Here is a 26,550-nt window from a genome sequence, read left to right on the forward strand (position 1 = left end):
CTATTTAACTGTTAATTGATTCAATAATAAATTCACCCTGTCTAATTGCGATGCATCGTCAATGAGCGTATAATATTTAGCCAAGGCTTTGAGCGCATTAACATCATAAGGTTTTATTTCATTTGCTTTCAACAGGTATTCAATAGTTAATTCCTGTATATCCTGATTCGTAGGTTCCTTTAATAAAGTTTCCAGATTGATCAGCCCCAAGGCAAGATTAGACTCGTAATTATTCGGATCCAATCGCAATACGTTATTATAATATTCCTTCGCCTTTTTGATATCATTGGCATTTTCGTAGGAATAGCCGGCGATATAGTTCAATTCCACATTTTCTGGCTCCAAACGGATAGCGTCAGCGATAACATTGAGTATTGCATCATAAGAATGATTAGCCGAGTAGACATCAATCAACCTAAAAAGTATCTGTTTATTTTCAGGAAATGCAACATGTCCTTTTTCAAGAACGTTTAAAACATCCTGTTTAGTACCTCCAAGAGAATAAATATGTGCCAATTCAAGAAAGTAATTGGGCTTAGGTTGTTCACTCTTAATAAGTTCATTATAATACTTGATCGAGTTCATATAATCTTTATTCTTACCCGAGAGTACGGCGAGATTATATTTAAGATCATTATTTTTGAATCCAAGAGAATCTATTCGAAGATATGCTTTATAAGCTTTATCAAATTTACCATCCTTTAAAGCAATGCCCGCTTGATAGGAGATGGCCCCAGCGAGATTTTGACGAATATAGTCCATTTCAGCAGGAAAATTTCGGCGTGCTTTTTTTTGATCCAGAAGCTTAAGTGATTTGATGGATATATCAATAGGATCCATCTTATATTGCTGCTTCCTTGTTGAGTCTGCAACAGCCAAGGAACTATACACCAGTGCTCTTAAGAGATTATTGTTAACAGAAGCAGAATCTTTCCTTGACTGAAAAGCCGCGTCTGCAAATTTCCGTGCGTTTTCAAGATTTTTGAACTCGCCGGTTTTGGTATATAAAGCAAAACTGTTGCTGCCCTCTTTCAAATTGGATTGGGCAACAACAGTTAAACTACTTGCAGATATTAAAAATGATATCAGTAAGTTTTTCATTAGTCAATTATTCTTCGTTTGATTCCGTGCTTTCTTCGGAGTTTGATTCCTTGTTCTCTTCCGAAGTAGAATCGTCGTTATCGGTTAACTCTTCAGTCAAGCCAGACTCTTCTAGTTCTTCTTCACGATCGACTTTAGTAATAGAGGCGATCTCATCGTTATCTTTTAAATTAATGAGCCTTACACCCTGCGTGGCTCGACCCATCACCCTTAATCCTTCAACTGCGATACGGATAACGATGCCAGATTTATTGATAATCATCAAATCTTCAGCGTCTGTTACGCCTTTTATGGCAACGAGCTCGCCTGTTTTATCAGTGACATTGATGGTTTTTACACCTTTACCACCACGATTGGTCACCCGATAATCTTCGATGTCTGTACGTTTTCCATATCCTTTTTCTGAAACCACTAATACAGTTGTTTCAGAATCATTCACACTAATCATGCCAATCACTTCATCACTTTCAGTTGATAATGTGATACCACGTACTCCAGTCGCAGTTCTTCCCATTGGTCGGACGGTAGACTCGTTAAAACGAATGGCTCGACCAGAACGAAGCGCCATAACGATTTCGCTACTTCCAGTAGTTAAACAAGCTTCAATCAACTGGTCTCCTTCATTGATGTTAATTGCGTTTATACCATTCGCTCTTGGACGGGAATAAGCTTCTAACGATGTCTTTTTGATGGTACCTTTCTTAGTACACATAATGATGAAATTGTTTTCCAGATAATCTTGGTCTTTCAAATTCTTCACTAAGATAAACGCCTTTATTTTCTCCTCTTTTGGAACGTTGATAATATTTTGCAGTGCACGACCTCTCGAGGTGCGGCTTCCCTCCGGAATTTCAAAAGCTCTCAACCAGAAACAACGCCCAGCTTCGGTGAATAGGAGCATATAATTATGTGCAGATGCTGTAATGATGTGCTCCGTAAAATCTTCCTCACGTGTATTCGTACCGATAGATCCACGACCGCCGCGGCCCTGACGCTTGTATTCGGATAGTGGAGTACGTTTGACGTAACTATTGTGGGAGATTGTAATCACGATTTCTTCATCATCGATAAAATCTTCCATACGCATATCTTCAGCAGAGTGTACAATCTGTGATCTACGTTCGTCTCCATATTTTTCTTTGATCTCAATCAACTCATCTTTGATAATCTTCATCCGAAGATCTTCGTCTTCTAAAATTGATTTTAAATAGTCGATTGTTTTCATCAATTCAGCATATTCTTCTTTGATCTTATCCCGTTCCAGTCCAGTAAGACGACGTAAAGTCATATCAAGAATTGCACGGGCCTGAAGATCAGAAAGGCCAAATTTCTCCATTAATCCAACACGAGCATCTTCAGGTGTTTCGGAGTTACGGATTAATTTGATTACCTCGTCTAAATGATCCAACGCAATCAAATATCCCTCTAAGATATGCGCGCGTTTTTCCGCTTCAGCCAATTCATAGCGTGTACGTCTGACGATGACATCATGCCTATGTTCCACAAATTCATGAATCATATCTTTCAGATTCATGAGGACAGGTCTTCCTTTAACTAAAGCGATGTTATTAACTGAGAAAGAGGTTTGTAGTGCAGTGTATTTAAACAGGTTGTTTAAAACAACGTTCGCGTTTGCATCACGTTTGATATCGTATACAATGCGCATACCTGTCCGATCAGATTCATCCCGGATGGCTGATATACCTTCTAATTTCTTTTCGTTCACTAATTCGGCCGTACGCTCGATCATGTTGGCCTTGTTCACTTGATAGGGAATTTCGGTTACGATAATCTGTTCCCGCCCAGATTTAGTTGCTTCTATCTCTGCTTTCGCCCGCATGACAATCCGGCCGCGTCCTGTATTACAGGCATCTTGAACACCCGCATAACCATAGATAAGTGCACCCGTAGGGAAGTCAGGGCCTTTGATATGTTGCATCAGTTCGGCTATCTCGATATCGCGGTTCTCAATGAACGCTACCGTACCATCAATAACCTCGGTAAGGTTATGCGGCGCCATATTCGTAGCCATACCGACTGCAATACCAGATGCCCCATTGACAAGAAGATTGGGAATACGAGTAGGGAGTACGGTCGGCTCTTGTAAAGAGTCATCAAAGTTATTTTGAAAATCAACAGTATCTTTGTTGATATCGGATAGCATTTCTTCAGCAATTTTCTTTAATCTTGCTTCGGTATAACGCATGGCCGCAGGAGGATCACCGTCAATAGAACCGTAGTTACCTTGGCCGTCTACCAACGGATAGCGTAAACTCCAATCTTGAGCCATACGAACCATGGTGTCATAAACGGATGAATCACCATGCGGGTGATACTTACCTAATACGTCACCAACGATACGGGCAGACTTTTTATAAGGCTTGCCACTGGTAACCCCTAAGTCCAGCATTCCATAAAGAACACGTCTGTGTACTGGTTTCATGCCATCACGTGCATCAGGAAGCGCTCTTGATACAATGACAGACATGGAATAGTCAATGTAAGCAGACTTCATCTGATCCTCGATGTTAATTGGGATAATCCGGTCGTTTGCCGGAACAAGATTGTTGTCGTTTTCTGTTTCTTCAGCCATATGAATTTGGTTTCAATAAAACTAGTAAGCAAGCCCAATAAACTGGCTTGCTACGCATGCGAAGTTACAAAAATTTAACCTCAAAAGCGAAAGATTGAAGCGCTAATATATATAAAAAAGACAATCAACTATGGATTGTCATGGTACTGATGCGCTATCAATTTTATTTCAATTTTTTAAAGCGGAGACGGATTGAATTACCGATCACAATTAAGTTCGAAAATGCCATGCTTAAGGCCGCCACCATAGGACCAAGAAAACCAAGGGCAGCGAGGGGAATGGCGACAATATTGTAAGCAAAAGCCCAAAAAAGATTTTGTTTGATTGCCAGTAAGGTGTGATGACCGATCTTGAGTAGCTTTTCAATGGACCGGAGATCACTATTCAGTAGGATAACTTTGGCAGACTGAATCGCAACATGAGTTGAATCCCCAAGCGAAATGCCCGCATCCGCCGCAGTAAGTGCGGGCGCATCATTGATACCGTCCCCAACCATTGCCGTTGGGCCTTTCTTTTTAAGCTTATACAAGATCTCTAATTTATCCTCCGGTGATTTATCCCAATATACGTCGGCAATACCAAGCTTCTGCGCTGTGCGCTCACATTTACTTTGACGATCGCCGCTCAACAGAATAGGGCGTATACCCTTATCTTTGAGATATTGGATCAGTTCTTTTGCGTAAGGTTTTAGTTGATCTTCAAGTACAATACCCGCTATAACCACTTCGTTAATGGTTAATGTAAGGTCATAACGGTTTGAATAATCCTTTGATCCAAGTTTGGCATTGCAAATGGAATAACTATTCCCATTGGTATCTGTGGCAAATATTCCCTTTCCTCGTATCTCATTGACTTCCTTAAAGATAATACGGAAGGATTTAATTTCCTTCAGCTGTTTTCGGATCGACTTCGCTATAGGATGGCTAGAATAACTTTCCAACTGTGCTATGATCGATTCGACCTGAGATTGTTCAATTCCGAATGTTTGAATTGCCTTGATATTAAAATCGCCAGTTGTTAGGGTGCCAGTTTTGTCAAATACCATTTGTTTGAGTTCGGACATTTCCTCAATAGTGCTTCCACCTCTGATTAGTATACCTTTTTTTGCAGCTCTACCCAAGCCGACCATAACAGCTGTAGGAGTTGCTAGTCCCATTGCACAGGGGCACGATACCACCAGGGTGGCTATTGCATTCATCAAAGATTGTTGCAGTGGTAATTGTGCGATAAAATACGTGATAAAAAAAGTGAAGAATGAGATACTGACAACGATCGGTACAAAATAGGCGGCTACCTTATCGCCGAATTTTTGAATAGGAGGTTTTTTACTTTGAGCATCTTTGATCAACTGGATGATTTGATAGAGCACACTTTTAGATCCCACTTTGGTTGCGACAATTCTGATATTACCCTCGGTCAGCAATGTACCGCCAATCACAGCATCATACTTCAGTTTTTCAACGGGCATACTTTCTCCTGTTAACATCGACTCATCTACCCAGCCTTGTCCTTCCAAAATATCGCCGTCGACCGGGATCTGATTTCCTGTGTTCACTTTTAGAATATCGCCAGATTTAATTTCTTTGGCCAATATGGTTATTTCCTGATCCCCATCGATCTTAATTGCATCCACGTTCTGATATTTAATCAGATCTTTGATTGCGGACGTGGTTTTCGTTATAGCCCGTTTTTCCAATACGTTTCCTAAAAAAACCAAAGTAATGATCGTCGCGCAGGTTTCGTAAAATTGATAATCGTGACCAAGATTGTAGCATGTGCCAATCAGACTATAGATAAATGCCGCGGTAGATCCGACTAATATAAGCACATCCATATTCGGCATTTTATTCCAAATGGATCGTAACGCACTGATCCCGAAATGGGAAAAGCCAATAAAATATACAGGTATACACAAGCAGAGCTGGATATATGGATCATGGAGTAAAGGATACGCCGTAAACATATGGCCCCATAGTGGTACAGTAAAGATCAAACAGCAGAAGAACTTAAATTCAATTGAGTGCCAAAAGCTAGGCTTATCATCCTGATCATCGATTACTTTGTATCCTAAAGACTCAATCCCTTCGACCAGCATTGGTATTTGTTCCTGGGGGATATCGGAAAATTTGACTTCATCAGCGGCAAAATCAACATAGATGTCTTTAGCTCCGTTTTTTTCCAGGTATTTGTGAATTGAAATAGCACAATTTGCGCAGTGCATTCCGGTTACATGTAGTTCAGTATGCACGTTGGATTCCTTCATTTAATCGTAAGTAATGTGTTTACGCAAAGATAGGTATTTCCTGATAATGCTTTTTGCGTAAAGTAAAATTGTTTAGCTTAGCAGGCCGGTTTTATTCCCTTTTTACAAAGATAATCTTGTGTGGAAGGTGTTCAAACGTCAAATTTTGAAAGATTAAAACCGTTTTAAATTTAGGGTAAAAATGAGCAAGTCAATTTCAATTTCTTTTTTTATACGGACGATACTGCTAGTTGCATTGACGGCATCATTTGTTCAATTTGAAAGCTTCTATAAGCAACGGGAGATTATTCGAAATATCGCATACGGATTAAATACATTTTTAACCGCAAGTGTTTTGATCTCAATTGGGCATTTTATACTTGTAAAATTATACAACAGTAGAAATGAACAACAGATTGTCCGTGGTAATTTTGTACTTGGAATTACACGCGTCGCTACTGTTGGTAATGTGTTTTTCATTATCGTCAGCCTAATGATTGCCGTTGGTATAAATCCCAAAGATTTTATTACCAGCATGACAATCGTTGCTATGGCGATCGCTGTTATATTTAGAGAGTATATCACCAATATGATTTCTGGTTTGATCATCATGTTTTCCGATCAATTTTCGGTGGGAGACCGGATAAAAATTGGTGAGTACCAAGGAAAGATTGTCGATATCACATTGGCCAATCTGGTTGTACGAGATGAAGATGACGACGCAGTAATGATTCCAAATAATTTAGTTTTTACTGCAACGCTGGTCAATAAAACATCTCAAAAATCAAATAAAATTGTTGTTAAGTTTGAATTACCGATCGATATTGCTGTTGCTGTAGAAGAATTGGAAGGCTATTTAACGCCATTATTTCAGCAGAATCCGAATTTGGACCACTCCCAAGGTTTTATTGTTAAGGTTGCCGATCTCACTAAAGATTACATCAAGTACAAAGTTGAAGTTAGTGCAATTTCTTCCAGCAACAAGATACATCAGCAGGTGCAGAGCAGAATTTTGAATGAAATTTTGCAATTTCAGCGCGGCAAAGGTTAAATTTTTCTGACTTTGATATTTTTAACGAAGTGATGGCCCCCTTTTTCCAGAATCAGATCTGCGCGATATCTTGTTGGCAGAATATTCTTAATTAAGTTAGGCTTATTGATTTCATTCCAGATACTTACGGCCATAGACTGGCTTTCTTCAGTGGTCATATTTGCATACTTGTGGAAAAATGACGCTGGATTTTGGAACGCAGTTTCACGAAGCGATTCAAATCGATTGGTGTACCATTCTATCAAGTTTTTTTCACTGGCGTGCACGTAAATCGAGTAATCGAAGAAATCGGAAACGAAGACGCTATGGCCTTTTCTCGGCCGCTGCGAATTGACTTGTAACACATTAATCCCTTCTACAATTAAGATATCGGGCTGTTCGATGATTTGTTGCTCTTCGTCTGGTAACACATCATAGATCAGGTGACTGTAGACAGGGACTGCTATCCTTGGAGAACCGGACTTCACGGCAGAAAGGAAATGGATCAATCTTTTGGCATCATAACTTTCCGGAAAACCTTTCCGGTTTAGAATCCCGAGTTCAATGAGTTGCTTATTTGGATAAAGAAAGCCGTCTGTGGTCACCAGGTCTACCTTTGGCTTTGAAGGAAGCAGACTGAGTACGCGCTGCAAAACCCTTGCTGTAGTACTTTTCCCCACGGCAACAGATCCGGCAATACCAATGATGTACGGAAGTTTGCTTTCTTCCTTGCCGAAGAAACGATTTGTTCGCTGATGAAGACTTTGGAAACGATCAATATGAATTTCAAGGAAATGACTCAAAGGGACATAGACTTCTTCTATCTCCTGATTTGTCAGGGGTTCATTCAGTGCATGGAGGGTTTCCAAGTCTTCGACACTGAAGTTGTGCAAGACTTTCCCGTTTAAATTTTTCCAGTCTTCACGTTTGATCGATCGAAAAGGCGAGTCTATTGCTATTTGTGGATCCAATTGCATCGTTTGCTTTATTTTTAATACAAATATCTTTATTTCAGCATAAGTAACCTTTCCTATTCGATTTTAACGATTTTAAAGGTCGTTTTTGCGCGGGCAAATATAAATACTGTTATTCGTTATCCCAAGAAACGCTATAAATGATTTGACGTTATTATAATAGGATTTGATAATATTTTATGGACGGGGCACTTCTCAGCAATTTTAAATAGCCGCTGCTTTTGGAGTTCGTCTAAATCTCCTTTAAAACTAATATAGCATTGAATATAGGTCGTTTGTTGTTGCTCACTCATTTGTACTTCATGAGTTAGACGAACCAATACTTCTTCTAGCGGCCAGTCCTTCCTGTCAGCATACATTTTTACGGTAATAGCCTTGCAGCTCCCTAAGGAGGATAGTAGTAAGGGAATGGGATTGATGCCCTCATCTTCACCACCTAAATCTTTTGGTTCATCCACTGTTAGCTGATGCTTTCCATAGTGTACTGTAGTTGTATAGGGAATTTTCCCTATTGAAACGATTACTTCATTATCCATACAATTTGAAATTAAGCTTCAACATCTTCCAATAGGCCTTCAATAATCAGGCTTCCTGTTGCCGGATTTGTTGCCAATGGCACATTATAAAGATCACATACACGCATAAGCATCTGAATATCCGGCTCATGTGCGTGTTTTCCTAGTGGATCGCGAAAGAAAATGATTCCATCAACTTTTCCTTCAGCCGCTAATGCCGCAATCTGTGCATCGCCACCCATTGGGCCACTTAGTTTCAATTCTACAGGGAGGCCAGTTTGTCTGACATATGAACCCGTAGTTCCTGTGGCGATGATATCGGCGCGTTCTAATAAATCTTGGTGATCTTTGACAAATGCAACCATTTCTGGTTTCTTGCCGTCATGGGCTATCAATGCAATTGTTTTCTTCATCAGTATGTAATTATGTGTTGAGCGATTGGCTTATATATGGAAAAGAACCGTTCTGATCCTATTTTGCTAGCTATTTAAAAAATATATAGGATATAATGATTGCAGCGATCACTCCGGCTAATTCAGCTAGTAGAGCGCATGGAAGCGCATGTCTAGTGCGTTTAATTCCTACCGCTCCAAAATATACTGCAAGGACATAAAAAGTAGTCTCCGTTGATCCTTGAATAACACACGCAACCCGAGCCGCGAAATCCATTGGACCTTTTGCATTCATCAAATCAACCATCAGTCCACGTGCGCCAGAGCCACTCAAAGGTTTCATAAAAGCAACAGGTAAGGCGTCCACAAAGGACGTATCCAAACCGCATAAGGCAATGCCTTTAGCAATTCCCGCTACCATATAATCCATCGTCCCAGACGCTCTAAAGACGGCAATTCCAACAAGCATGGCAACCAAATAAGGTATTATTTTCACGGAAACCTCAAAGCCTTCTTTGGCTCCTTCAATAAAAGAGTCATAGACATTTACCTTACGGAAAAGAGCTAACCCTATAAAAGAAGTAAATAAGCTAAATAAGATAACATTTCCAAATACTTTGCTGAATATTTCGATCTCCGATTGTTGTAGTCCAGAAAAGTAATAAAGCAGGCCTCCGATAAACAGACACATCGCACCCAAATAGCCCAAAACTACGCGATTCAACAGATTGATTTTTTGATAAATAGCCACAAGTGTCAATGCAACCAGAGTGGAGAAGAATGTCGCTATTAAAATCGGTAAGAATACATCTGAAGGATCTGGTGCTCCCGCTTCTTTTCGATACGCCATGATAGAAATCGGCAAGAGTGTCAAACTTGATGCATTGAGCACAATAAACATGATTTGGGCATTGGATGCAGTTTCTTTGTTTGGATTTAATTCCTGTAGTTCTTTCATCGCTTTAAGTCCCAAAGGCGTTGCAGCATTATCTAAACCAAGCGCATTGGCCGAGAAATTCATAAGAATAGAACCAAGCGCAGGGTGATTTTTTGGTATTTCAGGAAATAATTTATGAAAAAAAGGGCCTACGATTTTCGCGAAGATATTAATCATTCCACCTTTTTCACCAATTTTCATGATGCCAAGGGCAAAACTCATCATGCCGATCAGTCCCAAGGAAATTTCGGCACCTGTTTTCGCACTATCAAAGATTGAGTTTACAATTTGCTGGAAAATTTCAGTATCCCCAAAAAAGATGAGTTTTACAAGGGCTACGGCAAATGTGATTAAAAAAAATGCAACCCAAACGTAGTTTAATGCCATATCGATTTAAAATATGCGTAAAAGTAATCTTTTAGAATTTATTCATCAACCTGCTCCATGGATTTTTCTTCTCATTTTGATTCTTTTCTTTAATTAAATGAGCAACAATATAATCTAGCGTATCTTCATTTTCACTAATTATTTTATCCGATAAGGAGATCAATTTCTGTATATTATTAGTCGAGGCCGCATCCAGTGATGCATCGATGCTAGAAAGATTAGCAGGTTCTATGCGAAGATAATTTTGCTGCTTGCCGTTACTTCGAAATAATTGCCTTATAAAAAATTCAGTGCTTTCAGATGACGCACTTGTCATAATATCCACTAATGCTGGACCGATTTGAATGGCAAGATTTTTCTTAAAATGCTCATAGTTATAGGCGGTTTTTGAGACACCTGTTCCCAGAGATACCATAAACATATCATTTATCTGCGTGCTATTAAATGCCTTTAGGACTTCGAGTAAAGCGCATATGGAAGGATTTTGGGCAAAGACGCCACCGTCAATCAAGGGGTATCTGGTTTTTGAAAGGGAGTAGATCTCAGCGACAGGGAAAAATGTGGGTGCAGCAGAAGTCGCTCTACAGACATCCTTGAGGTAGAAATCTCTCGCTTCACCATGTGTAATTGCTTTCTGTTGTCTGAAAAAATGATTTTTTCGTAATTCGATATTATATGCTGTGATAATACAAGGCTTGATTAAATGGCTCAATCTCGCATTTTGAAAATATTTTTCCAGTACGTTTGATAAAGGAATGGGTGAATATAGTTCACTGACCAATCCAAAACCGCCTAAAAAATGCCGCCATTTGGAAGCATTGAAAATTTCAGTACCATGATTGACAAATAAATTTAACGCGTCTCGCGCAGAGAATTTTGGTTGGGCGGGATTTCCTTCTTCCGGATAGAGAAGAATACTGGTCAGAATTCCACCGCTACTTGTACCTGCTATGAAGTCAAAATACGAGGCGATACGTGCATTTGTATCCATCGTCTGCTTTTGTAGTTTCTCTTCTAGAGCTACAAGTACCATTGCGGGAATGATGCCTCGTATACCACCACCGTCAAGCGCGAGAATATTCTTCATACTAAAAGCTGATTTAGTTTATGCTATGTAAATATAATAAATGTAGACAATTGGCCGAGCTATTTTCTTGGCAGTAATCAGGTCATAGCCACTGTTTTCAAAAGCTTTATCTCTATTTTTGGCCATATCCGCTCAAATCATCTTATTGATGTCTCAATACCAACTCTTACTTTAAGAGGGAGTCGACACTATTTTTGTAGGGGTATAGCAGGGGGATCACAGGGATTTACCCCTGTTAACCCCCTGTAATTACCCTGCTATTGGCAGAGCTGGTAGCGTGTTGGTAGCATTGTGTCATTAATAAAAACGGGTGCTATATCAATTAAAGATTTTGCGGTTCACGATCACAGGGGGTAATTCTTTATCCGTTTTTACAAAATAAAAAAAGCTGTCTCAAAATTCATTGAGACAGCTTTTTTGTTTAGATTGGATCAATTCAATTGAACCAAGCAAATACCTCGTCTTTTGTCGGCATATTGATATCTAGTTTAAGCTTTTTACGCATACCACCAAGGTCATTAAAGACCTTATTTGGATTTGCTTCTTTTAAAGCTTCAATCGTTGTAAAACCCATTTTTTGCAGTGCTGGTACCCATACCGCAGGAATTCCTTGCTGCTCATAATCTTGTGTTTCTGCTACTCGAGCAACTTTTTCTGGCCGCATTTGCGGAAAGAAAAGAACTTCTTGAATGGAGGCATTGTCGGTCAGGAACATAATCAAACGATCCATTCCAATACCAAGTCCAGAAGTAGGCGGCATGCCATATTCGAGTGAACGTAAGAAGTCTTGGTCAATAAACATGGCCTCGTCATCTCCCTTTTCGGAAAGCCGCAATTGATCTTCAAAACGTTCACGTTGATCAATCGGATCATTTAATTCCGAATAAGCATTGGCAATCTCTTTTCCGCATACCATAAGTTCAAAACGCTCTGTTAAATCGGGATTATCTCGATGTTTTTTGGTTAAAGGAGACATTTCTTTAGGATAATCCGTGATGAAAGTAGGTTGGATGTAGTTGCCTTCACACTTCGCACCAAAAATTTCGTCTATTAATTTACCTTTTCCCATTGTTTCATTCACATCAATACCCATTCCTTTGGCAGCGATACGAATTTCATCTTCAGATTTTCCAGTGATATCGAATCCAGTAAATTCTTTGATAGAATCTGTCATCGAGATACGTTTATATGGGGCTTTAAAGTCAATTTTATGTGAGCCGAACGTAACCTCAGTTGTTCCATTTACGGCTGACGCACAGTGTTCCAAAAGACGTTCGGTAAAATCCATCATCCAATTGTAGTCTTTATACGCTACATAAATCTCCATCGCTGTGAATTCGGGATTATGTGTACGGTCCATTCCTTCGTTGCGGAAGTTTTTAGAAAATTCATACACGCCGTCAAATCCTCCTACGATCAATCTTTTTAGATACAACTCGTTAGCAATGCGAAGATATAATGGAATGTCCAACGCATTGTGATGGGTAATAAATGGACGTGCTGCTGCTCCACCAGGAATAGACTGTAAAACTGGTGTTTCTACTTCCATGTAACCTGCATCGTTAAAGAACTGACGCATTGCATTGAAAAGTTTGGTACGTTTGATAAATATATCTTTATTACCTGGATTGACAATCAAATCAACATAGCGCATTCTATAGCGTTGTTCAGGATCTGTAAAGGCATCGAAAGTCTTTCCTTCAGCAGATTTGACAACTGGTAGCGGACGTAGCGATTTAGATAAAACAGTAAGTTGTTCTACGTGCACTGCAATCGCTTCAGTTTGCGTTGTGAAGACATAGCCTTTGATTCCGACGATATCACCAATATCCAACAGTTTTTTAAAAACTACGTTGTATAGATCCTTATTCTCGTCCGGGCAAATGTCATCCCGCTTAATATAAGCTTGAATACGGCCAGTAGAATCTTGAATTTCAAAAAATGAAGCACTTCCCATGACACGACGGCTCATAATCCGGCCAGCTAGGGTAATGTTCTTATAATTCAATTTATCTCTATCGTAATTTTCTAAAATATCAGCAGCATGTGCATTAACGACAAATTCATTCGCTGGAAATGGGTCAATTCCCATATCCAACAACGATTGCATCGCTTGTCTTCTAAGTTGTTCCTGTTCGGATAATACAGTACTCATTCGGTATGAATAATATTTAAAATGTGAAAATCAAGCAAAAATAGCCATTTTTTTCAATTCTTTTTATTGATTTTTTTATGAAATCGCTGTAGCGAAAATGCTTAGCGTATCGTTAAAGAGTAAAAAATAGTTAAATAGTGATATTACAAGGGGACAATTGGCTATTTAGTTTTAAGTTTTATGATTTTAATTCGGTTATTTCCTCAAAAAAAGATTTTGGTTACCGGAGGAAATTTGATGAATTGTTGCATAGATAATGTAATTCATTGCATATCAAAGGCAATTTGTCTAAGTTTGAAACTTGATAATTAAATAGTTTAAGTGGGTATAATTCGATCATATTTTTATAACAAGAAGTTATCGTCTTTAGATGATGCCTTAGCACGTTGCTTGCTAGATCGTGAGGACGGAAAGGCCTTCGTTTATAAGAAATATTATGGATATCTCATGGCAATTATTATCCGTTATGTAAAACAGGATGTGGATGCTGAAGAGCTTGTGAATGAAAGTTTTGTTAGGGTGTTTCGAAAATTAGCGTCTTTTAATCGGAATATTGACGATGAGAATCTGGAAAAATCTTTTCGAGCGTGGATAGGTCGAATAGCGGCGAATATTTCCATTGATTTTTTACGGAGTAAGAAGCAACTTTATTCGGTTGAAGATCTCGGAGAAGGTGATATGCACACTCCATCGGTTCAGCTGGACAGTCGTTTGGAGGTCAATGAGATTATGCGGCTTTTGGATCAGCTTCCTGAAATCCAAAAAACTATTTTTAATCTCTATGAAATTGAGGGTTATTCGCACGATGAAATTGCCCAGATGCTCAATATACCTGATAGTACGTCACGTACTTATTTGACGCGAGCGAAGCAAAAACTTAGGAAATTATACTTGGATTATACAGGCGTAGCTCAAGAAATAAGATAAATATTGTTGTTACGATGAAAGACAATAAGAAAAAGGAATTGATAGAAGAGATCATTGGACAATTAAAAGACCATGAACTTCCTTATAAAGAAGGTTCCTGGGAAAAATTTGCCTCGACGTATGACGCAGTACCACGTAGTCCCTCGAATTGGAGGTATTGGAGCGCAGCAGCTGCCTTACTCGTATTTGCTGGTGTTGGCTACTGGGGCTTAAATATCGATACGCCTAAGGATGCACCGTCTGTGGTCACAATCAAGAAGCAGACAAGTGATGATGTGATCGGAAATAATAAGGATTTGAAAGAGTCCATTCAACGCTCGCTATCGGATATTATCCATGATGAAGATTTAGTTAGCGAGAAATCATTCCAAACGAGACCGTTTACCTACGCAGGAGTGACAAACCATTCAGTTCAACATAGCGACAATAACCGTGTGGTATTAAATGCTGGACGGGTAATGCGAGCGACTGATTTAACTTTTTCGAAGGAGGTTGCCAGCCTACAATCGATCCCATTGAAGAATAATAAGTTCTCAGCGAATATTCATTGGGGCGAAGATGAAGTGGAAGGTGCTGCAGCTCAATCTAATTCGGTTGCAGTTTCTTCTGGTAATTTGACACAGCGTGATGCGGCAAAGCTTTCACAGCTCTACGCTATGCAACAAGGGAATACGAGAACCAGCATTATGCAGAATGAAACCAGTCGGGAGAAAAAGTGGGAGATGGGGGCTTTTGTTTCTCCAGCTTCAACTTCGGAGAGTATAACACTTGGCGGTGGCGTTGCACTGGCTTACAATATTTCGAGCAAAATAAGTCTCCGATCCGGAGCCTCTATTCAACATTATGGTGCTGTTTCTGGGAATACACCTATTACTCCAGCTATGGCTTCAAACTCATTTAGTTTAGATGCTCCAAATTATATTTCACAATCAACTATCAGTAATTCATTTATTACGCGGACCGCGGATGCAAAAGATGCGAAGAGCAATGAGCGAGTTTCTGGTAAAATCTTAACAGTGGACATTCCTGTGGATGTGAGGTATGCAATTACGAAGAACTTTTACACGTCTGTGGGCGTATCTTATGTAGGTGTATTGGATCAGGAACGCGCAATGATTTATGAGACTAATAATACGGAATATAAACAAAAATCTACAGATAAAAATGTGGATGACAAAGGTGTAAATGGCTTTGTTAATTTTTCAGTTGGCAGGAAACAGAAAATTGGTAAACTATCGATTTCTGTAGAGCCTTATTATAAAGCCCCGATTGGAGGACTAAAATCCTCCGATTTGAACTACAGTAATGGGGGAGTGAAAATAATTACGAGTTTTTAACCCCACCTGGTAATCAAAGCCGCAATAAGTGTTTAATTTATTGCGGCTTTTTTTATCGCATTTAATTGTATTAAATTTCATCTACGCGAACCCAACCCATTCCTGCGGCTTTAGCACCCTCAACACCCGGAATACCATCTTCGTAGACCAAGCATTTTTTTGGATCAATATTTAATTGTGAGGCTGCCAAAAGAAAAGGCTGCGGAGAGGGTTTCCCTTCGGGAGTATCGCCAGCACACACTAATGTTTCCAAATCATCCCATACACCAATGGTATTCAATGTCATCGATAAAGTCGATCTCGTTCCTCCAGATACAGCTGCAATATGTTTTTTGCCTTTTTGATATTTTAGATGTTCAACAACATAATCTACTGGTTGGGTTTTAAATACATACTCATCGCGAAATATAGTAGATTTAAGCGTGGAAAATTCTTGATAATCGAAATCCACTTCATAGCGTTTGCTGATTTCTTCTGCAACAGCCACAGTTGGCCATCCAGCAGTTTCGTCGATCAAATTAACATCCAATTCAATTCCATAGTGTTCTGCCGCAGCTTTGTATGCTTGTTTATGCGCGTGCATATTATCTGCCAAAGTACCATCGACATCAAACAATAGCGCATCGTAGGACTCGGCGAGAAGGTTTAGTAATTCAAATTTACGTTGTGATTCAGGTGACATATATTTTTAATAGTGAATGGTAAAAATAAAGAAATATAATTCGACAAGCAAAAAAGAAGCCTTTCCTGAATTTTAGGAAAGGCTTCTTTGCGTTTAGCTCGGCATTGATTTTAACGCCGGGGGCAACATATAACTAGTGCGCACTTAAATTTTTAGCTTTTTCCGCATCGAAATTAGCCTCCAATTCCGCTAGTTTTTTCTTACCATAGGCCATACGTGTAATCACAACGAACAGGACCGGAACGATAAATATCGCAAGGAGCGTAGCGGCAGTCATACCGCCAAATACGGTCCAACCAATTGTTTGCCGAGATATAGCACCAGCACCATGCGATAGCATCAAGGGTATAATCCCCAAAATAAATGCAAAAGATGTCATGATAATTGGACGCAAACGCAATTTTACTGCATCTAATGTTGCCTCATATAGGTTCATTCCAATATCCACCCTTTCCTTGGCAAACTCTACAATCAGGATCGCATTTTTGGCTGCTAGACCAATAATTGTTACCAAACCGATTTGTGCATAGATATTATTATCCAAGGTTGGAATCAGCGTCAATGTTAGGATTGCTCCAAATACTCCCAAAGGCACAGATAATAAAATAGAGAATGGTACAGACCAGCTTTCGTACAATGCCGCTAAAAGTAGGAACACAAATAGAATACACAGTGCAAAAATTTGAATGGTCTTGGATCCCGATTGCATTTCTTGTAGCGATAGACCGGAGAACTGATAGTCAAAACCTTCTGGCAAAGTTTGTGCAGCTACTTCCTGTAAAGCTTTCAGAGCATCCCCTGACGAATAACCCGGGGCGGAACTACCGTTGACCTCAATACTTCTAAAGATATTGTAGTGATTGATGATTGAAGGCATTGTCGTCAATTCATAGGTAACCAGGGTACCCATAGGTACAGGGTTTCCAGAGATATTGTTGACATACAACTTGTTGACATCTTCAATATTCATGCGGTATGGTATATCGGCTTGGGTAACAACGCGATAACTACGGCCATACTTTGTGAAGTCATTGACATAGCTACTACCTAAATAGGATGATATTGTTGAATAGATACTTGAGATCGGCACACCCATACGTTTTGCCTGTTCACGGTTTACCTCCAATTTGTAGTTTGGCGAATTGGTGTTAAACAATGTGTAAGCCATTCCAATTTCCGGGCGTTGGTTGGCGGCCATTAAGAATTTACCGACTGTTGCTTCAAAGTCTTTGATGTTGACAGTTTGTAAATCCTGTACCTGCATAGAGAAACCTCCAGATGTACCTAAACCTGGAATTGCCGGTGGCGTTACCGCCAATACTCTGGCCTTCGTATAGCCTGCATACTTGCCCATAATCATGCCTGCAATATCGTTTGCAGTGCGTGTACGCGTTTCCCAAGGTTTAAGCGAAACGAATACTGTCGCTCCATTGGATTTAAACGCACGGTTCAAGATATTGATACCGGAGATTGCAGTAACATATTTGATTTCGGGGAAAGTCTTATGCAGATCAGCTTCAATTTCTTTTAGCACTTCATTTGTACGCGCAGAGGACGAACCTTCTGGCAACGTAATACCTGCAAAAAATGCACCACCATCCTCAGAAGGAATAAATCCAGTGGGTTTGGTTGTAAACATCCAGCCTGTTCCAATAAAAATACACAAGAGAATAATTAACACCAGGGGTGCTTTTTTGATTGCCTGTTTTACACCATTTGAGTATTTAATGGTTACTTTTTCAAACCATACATTAAATTTGTAGAAAAATTTGTTCAATCCTCTTGCGCCCTCATGTACTGCTGTGGGCTTTAATAAAATTGAACATAATGCTGGGGTCAAAGAAAGCGCTATAAATGCAGATAACATGACGGATACGGCAATCGTGATGGCAAATTGTTGGTACAACTTACCGACCATGCCTGGTATAAAACCTACTGGGACAAATACGGCTGCCAAAATCAATGCAATTGCAATAACCGGAGCGGTAATATCACCCATAGCGCGCCGTGTCGCTTCTTTTGCATCCAGCTTATAGTGGTCGATGTAATGCTGTACTGCTTCCACAACAACAATGGCATCATCCACCACAATACCGATGGCTAATACAAAAGCAAGCATTGTCAGGTTGTTGATTGAAAAACCAAACATGAGGAAGAAGATGAAGGTACCAATGATGGACACTGGAATCGCCAGTACAGGAATTAATGTTGCCCTCCAACTTTGAAGAAAGAAAAACACCACAACCGTAACTAGGATTAACGCTTCAACTAGCGTGTGTATAACTGAAGAAATTGAGGCATTTACAACAGATACAGTTTCATAACTGATCGTATAATCGACATCGGTTGGAAAAGATTTCTTCAATTTTTCCAAAGCATTAACAATACCTTCAGCCGACTCTACTGCATTACCACCAGGCGTCTGGTTGATCATCATGGCAGAGGAGGTCATACCGTTTACGGTAGATGATGTACCATAATTGAACTGACCCAATTCTACACGCGCAACATCTTTTAAAAGTACAATAGATCCATCCTTATTGGTTTTCACAATGATGTTTTCAAAATCCTCTGGATTGGAAAGGTCACTATCGGTAATAATCGGATACTCAAATACTGTTGAGGACTCTTGCGGACGTCCGCCAACACTACCGCCAGGTATACGGGAATTTTGTTCCGCAATTGCAGTCGATATATCGGCAGGAGTCATACTCAAGTTGGCTAATTTGTTCGCGTCGAGCCATACCCGCATGGAGAATGGCTGGCCAAAGGCGGTTACGTCACCGACACCTTTTACACGTAAGAGTGCGTCTTTTACGTATAAGTTGTTGTAATTAGCTAAGAAATTTTCGCTTCTCGTTCCTTTTGGAGAAGTTAGCGCAACCAACATGAGGATATCGTTATTGGCTTTACGCGTCGTAATCCCAAGACGTCTAACAGCTTCAGGAAGGGCTGGCTCAGCAATTCCCACACGGTTTTGTACATCTAGGGTAGCAATATCAATATCCGTACCTACTTCAAATGTCACCGTAATTGTTGCTTGGCCATTGGATGTGCTATTAGACGACATATAAATCATGCCAGGTGTACCATTGATCTGACTCTCAATAAGAGTTGTCACGGTTTGTTCAACCGTCTGTGCATCCGCTCCAGTGTAATTTGCTGTAACAGTTACAGTTGGAGGTGCAATAGAAGGATACTGGCTAATTGGCAACGTAGATACTGCAATAATCCCGATGATTGAAATCAAAATCGAAATAACGATTGCGGTAACTGGCCTCTTAATAAATACTTCTGAAATCATTCTATATTTTTTAGATTCTCTTTAAAAATTAGTGGTGTTATTTTCCCTGAGGAGCTCCTTTCGCAGCCTGTTGAGCTGCCACCGCAGCATCCACTACTTTAACTCCATTTTGGACATTCATAGTGCCATCGACGATAATTTTCTCGCCGTCTTTGACACCTTCTTTGATCACGATTTTGTCGCCAGCTTTGATACCCAGTTTTACTTGATGTATCTCCGCTTTACTGCTGTCGTTGACGGTATATATATTGAAAACACCTAACTGCTCAAACACAGCTTTGTAGGGGACAACAATTTCTTCTTTGGAAGAGGTTGTTGATACATTCATGGTGATATTCATTCCTGCACGCAGTTCGTTGGCATTGTTCGGAAATGTCGCACGTACTTTGATTGTTCCAGTTGCAGGATCGACTGCACGGTCAATCGTTGTGATCGTTCCTTTGCCCTCATAAGTGCTTCCATTTGGTAGCAGAAGAGAAAGATCTGAAGAGGAACGGCTACTTTGTAATTGGGTAAATTTGTTAATATCCTTTTCGTTTACCTGAAATTCTATAGCAATTGGGCTGGTAGAAGATAAGGTGTTCAATAGGGTAGTACCAGGACTCACTAAAGCCCCCAACCGTACCTGTGATATTCCTACAGTTCCACTAAAGGGAGCCCGAATAGTCGATCGCGATAAATTGGTATTTGCTGTTACTAGAGCTGCGCGAGCAGACTCCACCTGTGCTTGAGCAGCAGCAACGCTTGATTGAGCATTATCAAAAGTCTGTTTTGCTATCGCATCCTTATCTGCCAATGTTTGATATCTCCCTAGATCTCTTTTTTGACGGTCCAACTCTGTCTGTGCTACTTGGAGGCTAGCTTTGGCCTGCTGAACCGCAGCATTATAGCGTGTGCCATCAATTTCATAAAGGGCCTGTCCTTTAGTGACTGCTGCGCCGTCTGAAACATATATTTTGGTGATATAACCGCTTACTTCTGCAAATAGATCTGCTTCATTCAGCGGTTTAACTGTCGCAGGATAGCTTATTGTACCTGTTACAATCTCATGCGATGCTACACCGAAAGTAACTGGAACGACTTTCTCGGCTTGCGCCTGTGGCGGTCCTTGCTTTTTAGCATCTTTATTTCCACAAGAGGTCCATACTAAAGCTGTCCCTAGAAAGAAAGCGAATAATAATTGTCTTTTATTCATGATTTGTATTAGTTTCCTTTTTAATTGATTAATTTGTTTGAATTGATCCGATAGCTTTTTGTACATCAAGCTTACTCGCCAACAAGGCATAGAGCGCATTCAAATAATTCAGTTGTGTTGTTTTTAAATCGGTCTCAGCAGTCATCAAATCCAGATATGTTTTGATCCCCTCGTCATATTGTAGTTTGATTGTCTCATAAACTTCTTTGGAGAGTGTAACGTTTTCCTGGGCCGTTTTCCAGTCGCTTAGATTGGCATTATAAGTGGCACGTGCCATGGAATATTGCGTATTGACCGAAGTTTCTAAGTTCTTAATATCCCAATCGATGCGCTCTTCCTGAAGTCTGGATTTATTGATTTGATTTTTACGCTTAAACCCTTGAAAAATAGGGAGTGATAGATTTAAACCTGCGATTGAACTTGGAATATTATCATTGTACAATTTTCCAAAACTATTGTTTCTGTAGTTAAATGCGTAATTATAGAATGCACTGATGTTTGGCAGATAGGTCCACTTGTAATACTGCGTGTTTAACTCTTGAATCTTTTTGGAAGTCTGTAATTGTTGAAATTCAATGCGATTGGTCACATTCAATCCGGAGGTTGTATCCAATAAGATTTGACTTTCCATATCAGCGTTATTGAAAGATAAGGTCAAGTTTTGACTTTTATCTAATGCCAAAAGCTGTTTTAGATAGTCATATTTATATTTGCGCATCTCTACGGTACGCTTTTCGTCAGCTCTGGCATTTGCCAAGGCGATCTGTGCACGCTTGTAATCGGTCTTATCCACCACACCAACTTCATAACGTACATGTGAATCATTGTATTGCTTTTGAAGACGGGCGATGTTTTCCTGAACAATTTTGATTTGTTCCTCGGAAGTCAAGATGTCGTAATAAGCTTTGCTGACATCGACAACGGCGTCGATTTTCTGACTTTCGGTATTTTGTCTGTTACTTAACCGAAGCAGGTCAGCCCCTTTTTTGGCTTGCATTAACGCCGGGTTTAGAATTTGTTGGTCAGCCTGCAACGTTAATGCACTACTATTTTTAGTTCCCATAGGGATATTAGCACCATTGAAGAACATCGTTGGCAATTTGACGTTGTGATTGAAATTGCCGGTTAAACCCAGCTGTGGATACCAGCCAGAAAGTGAAATATCAATATCTCTTTCCCCGATGGATTCATCAAGCTCGGCTTGCTTAATCGAAATTTTATTCCGTAAAGCATAATCTATCAGCTGCTGAAGTGTCGCATTTGGCGGCAAGCTTTCAGATTGCTGTTGTGCAAATCCTGTATTACTCAGAAGCGAAAGGGTCGCTAAAGAATAAACGATTTTATTAAACTTCATATATGTAATTAATTATTATTTTCTTTATTAATAGCTCCGTCCCAAATAATCCCAACCAGTACCTCTACATTTTGTTCGGAAAAACTGACATCTTTAAATTTGATACTATGAACTGTCGATAATGCCACTCCGATATAGCTGGCCACTAACAGATGGACATCTACTTGCTTTAAAATTTTCCGATCGATACCCTCTTGCAGAAAATCGACAACTTTATTTTGCCCACCCAAAGGCTCTTGTATCTCCGCTTTATTTTTTTCGTAGTAAGGGGACGAGAAAAATTGCTCAAAAAAACTGAAGATATGTCCATTTTCAAGATAGAACTTGACAAAGTTGCGCCAAATATGAAAAAATGAATCTTTATACTCGAAATCATCTTTTATACCATCAAAAATATAATCATTTAATAATGTTCTACAGTGTTTGAACAGCGCAAAAATCAGATCATCTTTTGAAGGGAAATAATGGTAGATAGTTCCTATAGCTACATCAGAGTCTTGTGCGATTTTGCTCATCGGCGTTCCATGGAAGCCGTTGGTCTGTATCAGCTTTAGCGTGCTCGCAAGTACAGCCGCAATTTTTTCATTATAATTCATCAATCGAACGTTCATTCGGTTGCAAAATTAGCGATTAATTTGATTCCAAAATGTCAGAATATTGTTATAAATCAATAAATCAAAAATTTTGAAATATTGGATCAATAATACAATAAGAGAAAACAAATAAAATTGTTTTTTATTTTTTTAGGGTAGCTTGATGGTCTGTGTCCAACAACAGCAAATTAATGGTTAATATAAGCCTAGTGTTATAGGCACTAGCTGGATTGGGGATGCCGTAGAAAAGAGAAGAAGCGGCGTGTTTCATCTAACAGCCGCTTCTTCTAATTGCATTTTTTTAAGTTCTTTTCGACCTTTTCTAGGGAATAAATCTGTTTCCCTTTGTTGATTTTAGTATTAATGTAGGTCAACACATAAGCAATATCTATTGAAGAAAGATTTGAGGCGGGCATCGTATTGTTAAACTTCTTACCTGCAACTTCGAGTTCCCCTGATATTCCGTACTTGATGATACAGGCCAGTTGATCGCTATTTTTTTGAAGAAATGTAGTGTCAGTTAATGGAGGATAGAGATTGCCCAATCCTTCACCCTTATCCCCGTGACAATTTTGGCAATGTGTCCGATATACTTTTTGACCATTGACCGCATATTGTGCAGTTTTGATATCAACTTCATGCTGACAGCCTATCAATATTGATAAGATAACGCCAATTGTTCCTACGGTTGTTAAGAAGATACGCATGTCACTTTTTACCCTCGCTCAATAGTAGCGGTAAGTCATTCATTAGTTTTTTCACTTGCTCATCGTTGGTGCCGTCATAGGCTCCTCGAATTTTTTTGTCTTTATCTATTAAAACCAGATATCCCTGATGATCATAACCTCCAGGTGCGTTCTTATCTTCGGCCGTATAGACTAGGTATTGATTGGCTAGACCATATATCTCGGCTTTAGTTCCTGAAACAAATTGCCAGTGATTATTGGTTACGCCCAATTTCGTTGCGTAATCTTTCAACACATAAGGTTGATCGTATTTAAAGTCAATACTGTGCGATAAAAAGCGAACTTCCTCATTATCCTTATATTGTTGATATATTTTTAACAGGTTGCGATTCATCGTCGGACAGATACTTGGACAATGGGTAAAGAAAAAATTGGCAATATATACCTTTCCTTCAAAATCCTTATCCGAGATCATTACACTGTCCTGATTAAGCAGATTAAAGGTCGGAATAGTATGATAAAGTGTATCTACAATTTTTTTTCCGTCAACTGTTTTTTCTATAGCTTCCCTTTCGCCATAGATGGGTAAGGTGGTCTGGTTATTGTTTTTGCAGGAAAATAAACCGAGTAAAAGGCAAGCTGCGGAGTAAAATTTAGTTATGGATCTCATGAGTCTACTATTTTTTTAAGCCTGACCCTTTTTTTGCTCAGACGTTAATGTGAACGTTTTAAAATGTCGGGCTTAGTCAAATGGAATGAATTCGTTTAAAAACTCTTTAATTTTTCGCGGCTTTCTTTCGAAACATTATCAAATATCTTTTTCATGTCACTTACCTTTTGAAGTTCAGTTTCAAAATATTTAACATCCGTGGAATCAGGATTATATCCTTTCATCCAGTCCATCATATGTTCTGTAGCACTCTCTAAATTAGCTTTCAATATACTAAGCTCTTTTCTCGTTGAACTAGTATCTAAATCAGCCTTAGCTGTTTTCATATTTTTTAAATTGTCCAAAATGGAATCTATCTTGACAGCATCGCGGTCGAAATGAGCAATTTGAGGCATGATCTCATCATGTATTTTAATTGTTGAATCCTGTAAGGCTTTTACGGTCGTTGCACCATTCCCCGGAGTTCCACATGCTGCTATTGCTAAGGATGCAATAGCTACAAACGCGATTTTATTCATGTTATTATCTTTTGGTAATTTGACAAATATATTAATTTCTTACGGCTCAACATTTCGATTTCTCGACGGGAATGTAAAATTCAAGTCACGAATATAGGTTTCGCAACATACAGTAGCGCACAGGTCGCCCGATTTGTCTTTAATTTCCAATGAAAAGTCTTTTACTACCCGCCCTTTTGTTCGGATGATATGTGCACATTCTTCGAGAATTTCATCGGAAAGCTCAACACTATACTCTACACTAGTTTTACCTGGTTTTTTAAAAACAATTTGTGATGATTTTAACCAAGCTACAGTTTTCTTAAAGCCGATTTTTTGTAGATATTGATCAATTAGGATAGGGAAGATCGGGTCGGCTGCAGAAAATATCGTCCCTCCAAATAATGTTTTATTGGTATTGATATTAAATGGTGTCTTATATATTTTTACTTTGGCACCCTGAAAGCCAGGGCTAATTTTTTTAACCCAGATTCCCTGAAATAGAAAAGGGGGGTAAATGCGTAATAGCCATGTTAAGGCAAGTGGACTATATCTCATGATACAAAAATAGAACAATGTGTCGGATTATTGTGCGAAATCTTGGTTTTATAGCTTCACTATGGTATTTTTACAACTTAAAGAAACCTAAAATGTCCGAAATAAAAGGAAAACAAGCCGACAGAAAAGTATGGTTACTCATTATGATCGCTTCATTGGGCTACTTCGTCGATATTTATGATTTAGTAATTTTCTCCATTGTCCGTATTCAGTCCTTTACTGATATTGGTGTTCCAGCAGCGGATATGCGTGTTCAAGGTGAATTTGTATTAAACATGCAAATGGGAGGGTTGTTATTGGGGGGAATTATCTGGGGGATTGTCGGCGATAAATTTGGGCGTTTAAAAGTACTATTCGGATCGATTCTTTTGTATTCCTTAGCAAATATTGCAAATGGCTTCGTACAGGATGTACTGATCTATGGTATTATTCGTTTTATAGCGGGTATTGGTTTGGCTGGGGAATTAGGTGCCGGAATTACGCTGGTTTCCGAAAGCATGCATAAATCAAAACGTGGTTATGGCACTATGTTGGTTGCTGCTGTGGGTGTTATAGGAGCGGTATTAGCCTATTTTGTTTCGGAAGAGTTCGATTGGCGGACAGCTTACTTTGTCGGTGGGGGAATGGGCCTGCTGTTATTACTTTTGCGTATTGGATCTTTTGAGTCGGGCTTGTTTAAAGAGCAAAATGAATCGGATACCACAAAAGGAGATATCCGGATGCTTTTTACCGACAGAAGCCGTTTAAAAAGATATATCAATTGCCTATGCATCGGTCTTCCTATTTGGTTTGTTGTAGGTGTTTTGGTTACACAAGCTCCTGAAATAGGGGCTGCTTTAGGGGCTATCGATACACTAAGTGCCGGCCAGGGGGTGATGTTTACCTATATTGGTATTTCTATCGGTGACGTACTGGCCGGAGTATTTGCACAAGTTTTAAAATCCCGTAAAAAAGTGGTCTTTATTTGTCAGTTAGTTATCATCGGAAGTTCACTTGTGTATTTGCTGAGTGACGGTATCACGGCTACGAAGTTCTTAACTCTTGCATTTATCATGGGATTAGGAGTGGGGTATTGGGCTACGTTTGTAACGATCTCAGCGGAACAATTTGGCACAAATCTACGGGCTACTGTTGCAACAACGGCACCAAATTTTGTCCGAGGTGCACTCATTCCCTCTACTGTGCTCTATGGATATTTGGTAAACGCATTTGGAATTGCACCAGCAGCGATTACAATGGTTTTACTTCTTTCGGGAATAGCAATTTATTCGCTAACCCAGTTAGAAGAAAGTTTTGATAAAGATTTAGATTATCAGGAGAAATAATGGCCCGAT

Annotated in this window: 22 protein-coding genes; 4 read left to right on the forward strand and 18 right to left on the reverse strand. The window is 39.4% G+C overall.

Annotation, left to right across the window (positions count from 1 at the left end; all coding sequences use genetic code 11):
• The 3 genes from B2W36_RS03100 to B2W36_RS03110 all read right to left on the reverse strand — a co-directional run bounded on the left by B2W36_RS03100 (position 1) and on the right by B2W36_RS03110 (position 5,957).
• Positions 1-1,101: a tetratricopeptide repeat protein gene (locus B2W36_RS03100; RefSeq protein WP_293886442.1), complete on the reverse strand. Its 1,101-nt coding sequence runs from the start codon at positions 1,099-1,101 to the stop codon at positions 1-3.
• A gap of 7 nt (positions 1,102-1,108) precedes the next feature.
• Positions 1,109-3,694: a DNA gyrase subunit A gene (gene gyrA / locus B2W36_RS03105; protein WP_209579221.1), complete on the reverse strand. Its 2,586-nt coding sequence runs from the start codon at positions 3,692-3,694 to the stop codon at positions 1,109-1,111.
• Between the two features lie 163 nt (positions 3,695-3,857).
• Positions 3,858-5,957 (reverse strand): heavy metal translocating P-type ATPase, encoded by a 2,100-nt coding sequence (locus tag B2W36_RS03110; RefSeq protein WP_293884594.1) that lies wholly within the window; start codon positions 5,955-5,957, stop codon positions 3,858-3,860.
• A 181-nt stretch (positions 5,958-6,138) separates the two neighbouring features.
• On the opposite strand from B2W36_RS03110, the gene B2W36_RS03115 reads away from it, so the two are divergent.
• Positions 6,139-6,987 carry a mechanosensitive ion channel family protein gene (locus tag B2W36_RS03115; RefSeq protein WP_293886443.1) on the forward strand — a complete coding sequence of 283 codons (849 nt, stop codon included), beginning with the start codon at positions 6,139-6,141 and terminating at the stop codon, positions 6,985-6,987.
• On the opposite strand, the gene coaA is transcribed toward B2W36_RS03115, so the two are convergent.
• The 6 genes from coaA to lysS form a co-directional block, all read right to left on the reverse strand.
• Entirely contained in the window at positions 6,984-7,943 is a 960-nt protein-coding gene (gene coaA / locus B2W36_RS03120) for a type I pantothenate kinase (protein WP_209579224.1), read from the reverse strand. The genes B2W36_RS03115 and coaA overlap by 4 nt on opposite strands.
• A 131-nt stretch (positions 7,944-8,074) precedes the next feature.
• Positions 8,075-8,476, reverse strand: a complete 402-nt coding sequence (locus B2W36_RS03125; RefSeq protein ID WP_293886444.1) for an OsmC family protein — start codon at positions 8,474-8,476, stop codon at positions 8,075-8,077.
• Positions 8,477-8,487: 11 nt separating this feature from the next.
• Entirely contained in the window at positions 8,488-8,868 is a 381-nt protein-coding gene (locus B2W36_RS03130; RefSeq protein WP_209579226.1) for a methylglyoxal synthase, read from the reverse strand.
• 70 nt (positions 8,869-8,938) lie between these two features.
• Positions 8,939-10,171: a nucleoside recognition domain-containing protein gene (locus tag B2W36_RS03135; protein WP_293886445.1), complete on the reverse strand. Its 1,233-nt coding sequence runs from the start codon at positions 10,169-10,171 to the stop codon at positions 8,939-8,941.
• 31 nt (positions 10,172-10,202) lie between these two features.
• The gene (locus tag B2W36_RS03140) at positions 10,203-11,258 is read right to left on the reverse strand and encodes a patatin-like phospholipase family protein (RefSeq protein ID WP_293884598.1); all 1,056 of its coding nucleotides are present in this window, start codon (positions 11,256-11,258) and stop codon (positions 10,203-10,205) included.
• 436 nt (positions 11,259-11,694) lie between these two features.
• The gene (lysS, locus tag B2W36_RS03145; protein WP_293884599.1) at positions 11,695-13,413 is read right to left on the reverse strand and encodes a lysine--tRNA ligase; all 1,719 of its coding nucleotides are present in this window, start codon (positions 13,411-13,413) and stop codon (positions 11,695-11,697) included.
• Positions 13,414-13,734: 321 nt separating this feature from the next.
• Between lysS and B2W36_RS03150 the strand changes: the two genes are divergently transcribed.
• Together B2W36_RS03150 and B2W36_RS03155 are read left to right on the forward strand one after the other, a co-directional pair.
• Complete coding sequence (locus tag B2W36_RS03150) at positions 13,735-14,340, forward strand: RNA polymerase sigma factor (protein ID WP_293886446.1); 606 nt, start codon at positions 13,735-13,737, stop codon at positions 14,338-14,340.
• A gap of 14 nt (positions 14,341-14,354) precedes the next feature.
• Positions 14,355-15,677: a hypothetical protein gene (locus tag B2W36_RS03155; RefSeq protein WP_293886447.1), complete on the forward strand. Its 1,323-nt coding sequence runs from the start codon at positions 14,355-14,357 to the stop codon at positions 15,675-15,677.
• Positions 15,678-15,747: 70 nt separating this feature from the next.
• Here the strand turns inward: B2W36_RS03155 and B2W36_RS03160 are convergent, their stop codons facing one another.
• The 9 genes from B2W36_RS03160 to B2W36_RS03200 all read right to left on the reverse strand — a co-directional run bounded on the left by B2W36_RS03160 (position 15,748) and on the right by B2W36_RS03200 (position 25,216).
• A complete protein-coding gene (locus tag B2W36_RS03160; RefSeq protein WP_293884601.1) occupies positions 15,748-16,359 on the reverse strand; it encodes an HAD family hydrolase in 612 nt (203 codons plus the stop codon).
• Positions 16,360-16,492: 133 nt separating this feature from the next.
• Positions 16,493-19,663 carry an efflux RND transporter permease subunit gene (locus B2W36_RS03165; RefSeq protein WP_293886448.1) on the reverse strand — a complete coding sequence of 1,057 codons (3,171 nt, stop codon included), beginning with the start codon at positions 19,661-19,663 and terminating at the stop codon, positions 16,493-16,495.
• A gap of 37 nt (positions 19,664-19,700) precedes the next feature.
• Entirely contained in the window at positions 19,701-20,858 is a 1,158-nt protein-coding gene (locus tag B2W36_RS03170) for an efflux RND transporter periplasmic adaptor subunit (RefSeq protein ID WP_293884602.1), read from the reverse strand.
• Between the two features lie 28 nt (positions 20,859-20,886).
• Positions 20,887-22,212, reverse strand: coding sequence for a TolC family protein (locus tag B2W36_RS03175; protein ID WP_209579235.1), 1,326 nt, complete (start codon positions 22,210-22,212; stop codon positions 20,887-20,889).
• Positions 22,213-22,220: 8 nt separating this feature from the next.
• On the reverse strand, positions 22,221-22,808 hold the full coding sequence (locus B2W36_RS03180) for a TetR/AcrR family transcriptional regulator (protein ID WP_209579236.1): 588 nt from the start codon (positions 22,806-22,808) through the stop codon (positions 22,221-22,223).
• 284 nt (positions 22,809-23,092) lie between these two features.
• The gene (locus B2W36_RS03185; RefSeq protein ID WP_293884603.1) at positions 23,093-23,512 is read right to left on the reverse strand and encodes a c-type cytochrome; all 420 of its coding nucleotides are present in this window, start codon (positions 23,510-23,512) and stop codon (positions 23,093-23,095) included.
• Between the two features lies 1 nt (position 23,513).
• On the reverse strand, positions 23,514-24,161 hold the full coding sequence (locus tag B2W36_RS03190; protein ID WP_293886449.1) for an SCO family protein: 648 nt from the start codon (positions 24,159-24,161) through the stop codon (positions 23,514-23,516).
• A 95-nt stretch (positions 24,162-24,256) separates the two neighbouring features.
• Complete coding sequence (locus B2W36_RS03195) at positions 24,257-24,679, reverse strand: transposase (RefSeq protein WP_293884605.1); 423 nt, start codon at positions 24,677-24,679, stop codon at positions 24,257-24,259.
• Between the two features lie 39 nt (positions 24,680-24,718).
• Positions 24,719-25,216, reverse strand: a complete 498-nt coding sequence (locus B2W36_RS03200; RefSeq protein WP_293886450.1) for a DUF4442 domain-containing protein — start codon at positions 25,214-25,216, stop codon at positions 24,719-24,721.
• Positions 25,217-25,308: 92 nt separating this feature from the next.
• Here B2W36_RS03200 and B2W36_RS03205 point away from each other — a divergent pair, with 92 nt between their 5' ends.
• Positions 25,309-26,541, forward strand: a complete 1,233-nt coding sequence (locus B2W36_RS03205) for an MFS transporter (protein ID WP_293884607.1) — start codon at positions 25,309-25,311, stop codon at positions 26,539-26,541.
• Positions 26,542-26,550 lie beyond the last annotated feature (9 nt).

The sequence above is a fragment of the Sphingobacterium sp. UBA3549 genome, from assembly GCF_002376635.1.
Lineage (GTDB): Bacteria > Bacteroidota > Bacteroidia > Sphingobacteriales > Sphingobacteriaceae > Sphingobacterium.

Excerpts from the sequence above, each read along its gene's own strand:
- B2W36_RS03130 (WP_209579226.1), bottom strand. The coding sequence starts at position 8,868 with ATGAAGAAAACAATTGCATTGATAGCCCATGACGGCAAGAAACCAGAA.
- lysS (WP_293884599.1), bottom strand. The coding sequence starts at position 13,413 with ATGAGTACTGTATTATCCGAACAGGAACAACTTAGAAGACAAGCGATG.
- B2W36_RS03200 (WP_293886450.1), bottom strand. The coding sequence starts at position 25,216 with ATGAGATATAGTCCACTTGCCTTAACATGGCTATTACGCATTTACCCC.
- B2W36_RS03205 (WP_293884607.1), top strand. The coding sequence starts at position 25,309 with ATGTCCGAAATAAAAGGAAAACAAGCCGACAGAAAAGTATGGTTACTC.
- B2W36_RS03100 (WP_293886442.1), bottom strand. The coding sequence starts at position 1,101 with ATGAAAAACTTACTGATATCATTTTTAATATCTGCAAGTAGTTTAACT.
- B2W36_RS03180 (WP_209579236.1), bottom strand. The coding sequence starts at position 22,808 with ATGAATTATAATGAAAAAATTGCGGCTGTACTTGCGAGCACGCTAAAG.
- B2W36_RS03160 (WP_293884601.1), bottom strand. The coding sequence starts at position 16,359 with ATGTCACCTGAATCACAACGTAAATTTGAATTACTAAACCTTCTCGCC.
- B2W36_RS03140 (WP_293884598.1), bottom strand. The coding sequence starts at position 11,258 with ATGAAGAATATTCTCGCGCTTGACGGTGGTGGTATACGAGGCATCATT.
- B2W36_RS03115 (WP_293886443.1), top strand. The coding sequence starts at position 6,139 with ATGAGCAAGTCAATTTCAATTTCTTTTTTTATACGGACGATACTGCTA.
- B2W36_RS03125 (WP_293886444.1), bottom strand. The coding sequence starts at position 8,476 with ATGGATAATGAAGTAATCGTTTCAATAGGGAAAATTCCCTATACAACT.
- B2W36_RS03110 (WP_293884594.1), bottom strand. The coding sequence starts at position 5,957 with ATGAAGGAATCCAACGTGCATACTGAACTACATGTAACCGGAATGCAC.
- B2W36_RS03195 (WP_293884605.1), bottom strand. The coding sequence starts at position 24,679 with ATGAATAAAATCGCGTTTGTAGCTATTGCATCCTTAGCAATAGCAGCA.
- B2W36_RS03170 (WP_293884602.1), bottom strand. The coding sequence starts at position 20,858 with ATGAATAAAAGACAATTATTATTCGCTTTCTTTCTAGGGACAGCTTTA.
- B2W36_RS03135 (WP_293886445.1), bottom strand. The coding sequence starts at position 10,171 with ATGGCATTAAACTACGTTTGGGTTGCATTTTTTTTAATCACATTTGCC.
- B2W36_RS03175 (WP_209579235.1), bottom strand. The coding sequence starts at position 22,212 with ATGAAGTTTAATAAAATCGTTTATTCTTTAGCGACCCTTTCGCTTCTG.
- coaA (WP_209579224.1), bottom strand. The coding sequence starts at position 7,943 with ATGCAATTGGATCCACAAATAGCAATAGACTCGCCTTTTCGATCGATC.
- B2W36_RS03190 (WP_293886449.1), bottom strand. The coding sequence starts at position 24,161 with ATGAGATCCATAACTAAATTTTACTCCGCAGCTTGCCTTTTACTCGGT.
- B2W36_RS03165 (WP_293886448.1), bottom strand. The coding sequence starts at position 19,663 with ATGATTTCAGAAGTATTTATTAAGAGGCCAGTTACCGCAATCGTTATT.
- B2W36_RS03185 (WP_293884603.1), bottom strand. The coding sequence starts at position 23,512 with ATGCGTATCTTCTTAACAACCGTAGGAACAATTGGCGTTATCTTATCA.
- B2W36_RS03155 (WP_293886447.1), top strand. The coding sequence starts at position 14,355 with ATGAAAGACAATAAGAAAAAGGAATTGATAGAAGAGATCATTGGACAA.
- gyrA (WP_209579221.1), bottom strand. The coding sequence starts at position 3,694 with ATGGCTGAAGAAACAGAAAACGACAACAATCTTGTTCCGGCAAACGAC.